Source organism: Burkholderia sp. Ac-20379, from assembly GCF_017104645.1.
GTDB lineage: Bacteria > Pseudomonadota > Gammaproteobacteria > Burkholderiales > Burkholderiaceae > Burkholderia.
This window is the reverse complement of record NZ_JAAGPF010000391.1, coordinates 1-6,080: the sequence shown is the minus strand read 5'-3', so window position 1 is coordinate 6,080 and position 6,080 is coordinate 1. Positions and strand designations below refer to the sequence as shown.

General features: G+C 70.9%; 3 protein-coding genes. All 3 read right to left on the bottom strand.

Annotated elements, in window-relative coordinates; genetic code table 11:
- The coding region (treZ, locus tag G3N92_RS29670; RefSeq protein WP_206131131.1) for a malto-oligosyltrehalose trehalohydrolase at window positions 1-1,898 on the bottom strand (1,898 nt) is incomplete at its 3' end.
- A 29-nt stretch (window positions 1,899-1,927) separates the two neighbouring features.
- The gene (gene glgX / locus G3N92_RS29665; protein WP_206131130.1) at window positions 1,928-4,264 is read right to left on the bottom strand and encodes a glycogen debranching protein GlgX; all 2,337 of its coding nucleotides are present in this window, start codon (window positions 4,262-4,264) and stop codon (window positions 1,928-1,930) included.
- 65 nt (window positions 4,265-4,329) lie between these two features.
- The coding region (gene glgB, locus G3N92_RS29660) for a 1,4-alpha-glucan branching protein GlgB (RefSeq protein ID WP_206131129.1) at window positions 4,330-6,080 on the bottom strand (1,751 nt) is incomplete at its 5' end.

Here is a 6,080-nt window from a genome sequence, read left to right as displayed (position 1 = left end):
GGCGGCGTTTCGAACACGATCCTGCCGGGCGGCGCGTCGGGCAGCGCGACGGCGGCGTCGTCCAGGTTGAGCGCGATCGCGAGGCCCGCGCCGTTGCCGAGCCGCCAGCGGGCGATCAACGCGCGCGGCGGCGCGTCGGGGCTGCCGTTCGTCATCGCATTGGTTGCGGCCGCAACGGTTGCCGCTTCCTGCCGGTCGTTGGCGTGCTCGGGATCGTTCAGCGGCAGGCGCGATCGATCGGGATAGCCGACGACGGCCGTCGCAGGCGCCTGCCCGTCGCGCGCGAGCAGCGTCACGCCTGCCGAGCGCGTGCCCGGCAGATGCGGCGTGACGAAGCCGCTGCGCACGGCCAGCGCGCTGCGGTAGAACGCGCGCCACGTTCGCGCGTCGTCGCTCTCGCCGTCGATGGCGGCGTCGGCCAGCGACGAGCGCGCGAACGTGGCCGGATCGTTCGGATCGGGAATCCGGTCGCGATGCTCGGGGTCGGCGAACGCCGGGAACGCGGCGAATTCGCGGCGGCGGCCCTCGCGCACGGCGTCGGCCAGTTCGCCGGTGTAATCGGTGAAGAACTGGAACGGCTGCGTCGAGCCGGTTTCCTCGCCCATGAACAGCATCGGCACGGCGGGCGCGAGCAGCATCAGCGCGGTGGCGGCGCGCAGCGCGTCGTCGTTGACGAGCGCGCGCAGCCGCTCGCCGAACGCGCGGTTGCCGATCTGGTCGTGGTTCTGCAGGAACGCCACGAACGCGGTGGGCGGCAGGTGCGCGCTCGGCTCGCCGCGCGGCCGGCCGTCGTGCAGCGGCGACGGCTCGCCCTGATATGCGAAGCCTTCGGCCAGCGTGCGCGCGAAGCGCTGCAGCGGCGCGTCGGCGTAGGCGCGGTAATAGCCGTCGCGCTCGCCGGTCAGCAGCACGTGCAGGCTGTTGTGGAAATCGTCGTTCCATTGCGCGTCGAAGCCCGCATCGGCCAGCAACCGCGCGCTGTTGCGCTCGTTTTCCAGCACCAGGTGGATGTGCCGGTCGCCGTCCGCGTAGGCGCGCACGCGCGCCGCCAGTTCGCCGAGCCATGCGTCGTTGTCGATCGCATGAACGGCGTCGAGGCGCAGCCCGTCGATGCGGAATTCCTCGAGCCAGTACAGCGCGTTGTCGATGAAGAAGCGGCTCACTTCCGCGCGCGAGAAATCGATCGCGGGCCCCCAGGCGGTGTGGCTGCCCGCGCGGAAGAATTCGGGCGCGTAGCGCGCGAGCCAGTTGCCGTCGGGGCCGAAGTGGTTGTACACGACGTCGAGAAACACCTGCAGGCCGAGCCCGTGCGCGGCGTCGACCAGCGATTTCAGCTCGTCGGGGCGGCCGTACGCGGCGGCGGGCGCGAACGGCAGCACGCCGTCATAGCCCCAGTTGCGCGTGCCGGGAAACGACGACAGCGGCATCAGCTCGATGGCGGTCACGCCGAGCGCGGCCAGCTCGCCGAGCCGGCGCTCGACGCCGCGATAGCCGCCGAGCGCGCCCGCGTGCAGTTCGTAGAGCACCGTCTCGCTCCAGGGCCGGCCGCGCCAGTCGTTGTGCATCCAGCGGTAGGCGGCCGGGTCGATCACCTCGCTCGGGCCGTGCACGCCGTCGGGCTGGAAGCGCGAGGCCGGGTCGGGCACCGCATCGCCGCCGTCGAGCCGGTAGCGGTAGCGCGTGCCGGGGCCGAACGGCGCGGTGGTGTCGAACCAGCCGCCGTCGCACGGCGTCATCGCGACGCGCGCCTGGCGCTCGCCGTCGTCGAGTTCCACCTCCACGCTTCGGCAGGCCGGCGCCCACAGCCGGAAGTGGGTGCGGCGCGGATCGATGCAGCAGGCGCCGAACGAGGCCGGGTAGGCGTGCCGGGCGGCGGGATAGGGCAGGGCGTCGTTCATGAGCGAATCCTCGGAAACGGGGCGGCGCGCTAACGGCCGGCGCTGGCCGGCGCGCACGCCGATTCGGTGGCGATCGGCGCGTCGTTCTGCGCGCCATCCTGATCGGTTCGGGATGCTTGACGATGCGCGACGGGCTCGGGCTCGGCGTCTTCGTCGGTTTGCGGCTGCGGGTCGGCCGCGAGCGGTGCCGGTTCGTCGCCGGCATCCTCGGGCAGGGCGTCGCCGGTGGCGTCGGCATGCGTGGGGTCGACGGTTTCGGTTTGCGCCGCGCCGAGCCGCGCGGCCGCGATCACGGCCGCATGCGCGGCCAGTTCGATGCCTTCGGGCGGAATCGCGGCGGGCTCGGCGTCGGGGCGGCCGCTGTCGGCCAGCACGAGGTAGGCGAGGCCCGGCGCGGGCGGCACGAACGTCAGCGGCTGCGCGGAGCCGTTCAGCATCAGCAGCAGCACCTCGGTTTCGCCGTTGCCGTCGGGGCCGACGCGGCGCATGGTCAGCGCGCGGCGCTCGCGGTCCTGCCAGGACGGCACCGATACGCCCTCGCCGCTCTCGTCGAACCAGTCGATCTCGCGCAGGCCCGGCGCGACCTCGCGATCGCCGTCGGGATAGCGCGCGCCCGACAGCAGCGGATGCGCGCGGCGCAGCGCGGCGAGCCGCCCGACGAACGCCGACATCTGTTGCCCCGCCTCGCTGCCGGCCTGCTCCCAGTCGAACCAGGATAGTTCGTTATCCTGGCAATACGCGTTGTTGTTGCCCTGCTGGGTACGGCCGAACTCGTCGCCGCCGAGCAGCATCGGCGTGCCGAGCGCGGCATACAGCGTGATCAGCAGCGAGCGCGACACACGCGCGCGCACCGCGTTGATGCCGGCGTCGCCGGTCGGGCCTTCCGCGCCCCAGTTCGCGCTGCAGTTGTCGTCGCGGCCGTCGCGGTTGCCTTCGCCGTTCGCTTCGTTGTGCTTCGACGAATAGGCCACCATGTCGGCCAGCGGAAAGCCGTCGTGCGCGGCGACGAAGTTGACCGAGGCCCACGGCCGGCGCTTCTGGTGATTGAACAGATCGGCCGAGCCGGCCAGCCGCGCGGCCAGCTCGGGCCGCATGCCCGGATCGCCGCGCCAGAAGCGGCGCACCGTGTCGCGGAAGCGGTCGTTCCATTCGGCGAAGCCGGCCGGGTGATTGCCGAGCTGGTAGCCGCCGGGGCCGACGTCCCACGGTTCGGAGATCAGCTTGCGGGTGGCGAGCACCGGATCCTGGCACAGCGCGTCGAAGAAGCCCGAGCCGCGGTCATAGCCGTTCGGCTCGCGGCCGAGCGTGACGCCCAGATCGAAACGGAAGCCGTCGATGTTGAACGAGGTGCTCCACCAGCGCAGCGAATCCATGACCATCTGCAGCACGCGCGGGTGCGAGAGGTTCAGCGTGTTGCCGCAGCCGGTTTCGTCGATGTGGTAGCGCGGATCGTTCGGTTGCAGGCGGTAATAACTGGCGTTGTCGAGGCCGCGCCACGACAGCGTCGGCCCGAGCTGGTTGCCCTCGCAGGTGTGGTTGTAGACCACGTCGAGCAGCACCTCGATGCCGGCCGCGTGCAACTGGCGGATCGCGATGCGCATCTCGTCGAGCCGCCGGGTGGCGAGGTACGACGGTTCGGGCGCGAAGTACGACAGCGTGTCGTAGCCCCAATAGTTGCGCAGCCCGCGATTGGCCAGCTCGCGGCTGTTGAGGAACGCGTGCACCGGCAGCAGCTCGACGGTGGTCACGCCGAGCTTGAGCAGGTGATCGATGAATTCGGGCGACGCGAGCGCCGAGAACGTGCCGCGCTCGGGCGGGCGCAGCCGGTCGCGCCGCATCGACACGCCGCGCACGTGGGTTTCGTAGATCACGGTGCTCGACCACGGCACGTCGGGACGGCGGTCGTCCTGCCAGTCGAAGGTTTCGTCCACCACCACGCATTTCGGCATGGCCGGCGCGGAATCGCGGCGGTCGATCGACAGATCGGCGCGATTCGAATTCACGCGGTAGCCGAACAGCGCGTCGGACCAGCGCACCTGGCCGATCAGCTTGCGCGCGTACGGATCGAGCAGCAGCTTGCTGGAATTGAAGCGATGGCCGTGTTGCGGCTGATATGGGCCGTCGGCGCGAAGCGCATAGACGGTGCCCGGATGCGCGTCAGGCAGGTAGCCGTGCCAGATCTCGTCGGTGCATTCGGGCAGATCGAGCCGCGCGATTTCCTTGCGGCCGGTGGGATCGAACAGGCACAGCTGGACGCGCGTGGCGTGCGCCGAAAATACCGCGAAGTTGATGCCGAGGCCGTTCCATTTGGCGCCGAGCGGATAGGGCTTGCCCGGTTCCAGCCGGTCGATCGTTGCTGCGCGCATGATGCGGATTCCTTGTGATGTCGTTCGGGTTGTTGTGTTTGCATCGATACAGGCGCACCGGCGCGTCAGTCGGGCCGCAGCCAGATCGTCGCGAGCGGCGGCAGGCGCAGCTGCGCGGACCAGCGCTCGCCGTGCGACGGCACGTCCTCGGCGTGGACGCCGCCGCCGTTGCCGCGATTGGTGCCGCCGTACGCGGCGCTGTCGGTATTCAGGCATTCGGCCCACCGCCCGCCGGCCGGCAGCCCGACCCGGTAGCCGTCGCGCGGCACCGGCGTGAAGTTGCAGACGGCCACCAGCAGCCGCCCGGTGTCGTCGCGGCGCACGAACGCGTAGACGCTGTTGGCCGCGTCGTCGCCGATCAGCCAGCCGAAGCCCTCGGGGCGGCTGTCGAGCTTGTACAGCGCCGGTTCATCGGCCGATAGCCGGTTCAGGTCGCGCACCAGGCGCTGCACGCCGCGGTGCGGCGGCGCGTCGAGCAGTTCCCACGGCGGCTGGCCGTCGTGCGCGAACTCGCCGGGCTGCGCGAATTCACCGCCCATGAACAGCAGCTTCTTGCCCGGATGCGCCCACATGAAGCCGTAATAGGCGCGCAGCGTCGCGAAGCGCTGCCACGCGTCGCCCGGAACCTTCGCGACGAGCGCGCCCTTGCCGTGCACCACCTCGTCGTGCGAGAGCGGCAGCACGAATCGTTCGGAGAACGCATAGACGAGCCCGAACGTCATGCGCTCGTGATGATGGCGACGATGCAGCGGATCCTCGTGCAGGTAGGACAACGTATCGTGCATCCAGCCCATGTTCCACTTGAAATCGAAGCCCAGGCCGCCGTGTGCGGTGGGCGCGGTCACGCCGGGCCACGCGGTCGATTCCTCCGCGATGGTCAGCACGCCGGGCGGCGCGTCGGGGCCGTGCAGCGTGTCGTTCATCTGGCGCAGGAACGCGATCGATTCGAGGTTCTCGCGGCCGCCGTGGCGGTTCGGAATCCATTCGCCCGAGGCGCGCGAATAATCGCGATACAGCATCGAGGCCACGGCGTCCACGCGCAGGCCGTCCACGTGGTGATCGCGCACGAAGGCCAGCGCCGCCGCGATCAAGAAGCCGCCGACCTCGCGGCGGCCGAGGTTGTACACCAGCGTGTTCCAGTCGGGATGGAAGCCCTCGCGCGGGTCGGCGTGCTCGTAGAGCGCGCTGCCGTCGAATTGGCCGAGGCCGTGCGGATCGGTCGGAAAGTGCGCGGCCACCCAGTCGACGATCACGCCGATGCCGGCCGCGTGTGCGCGATCGACGAAGCGCGAGAAGCCGTCGGTCGGGCCGAAGCGCGCCGACGGCGCGAACGGCGAGAGCGGCTGATAGCCCCACGAGCCGCCGAACGGATATTCGGCCACCGGCATCAGCTCGACGTGCGTGAAGCCCATCCCGGCCACGTACGGGATCAGGCGGTCGGCAAGCTCGTCCCAGGTCGGGCAGCGCGGCGGATCGCCGATCCGCTGCCACGATTCGGGATGCACCTCGTAGACGGACATCGGCGCGTGCACCGCATCGGCTTCGGCGCGGCAGCGCATCCAGGCCGCGTCGGTCCAGGCGAAGCGCGCGAGCGCGGCCGGATCGGCCACCACCGAGGCGGTCAGCGGCGGCGTTTCGGTGGCGCGCGCGCACGGATCGGCCTTGAGCGGCAGCACCTGGCCGTCGCGCGCACGCAGCTCGTACTTGTAGCGCACGCCCGCGCCGATGCGCGGCACGAACAGCTCCCACACGCCCCACGGGCGGCGCAGCCGCATCGGATGGCGGCGGCCGTCCCACGCGTTGAACTCGCCCACCA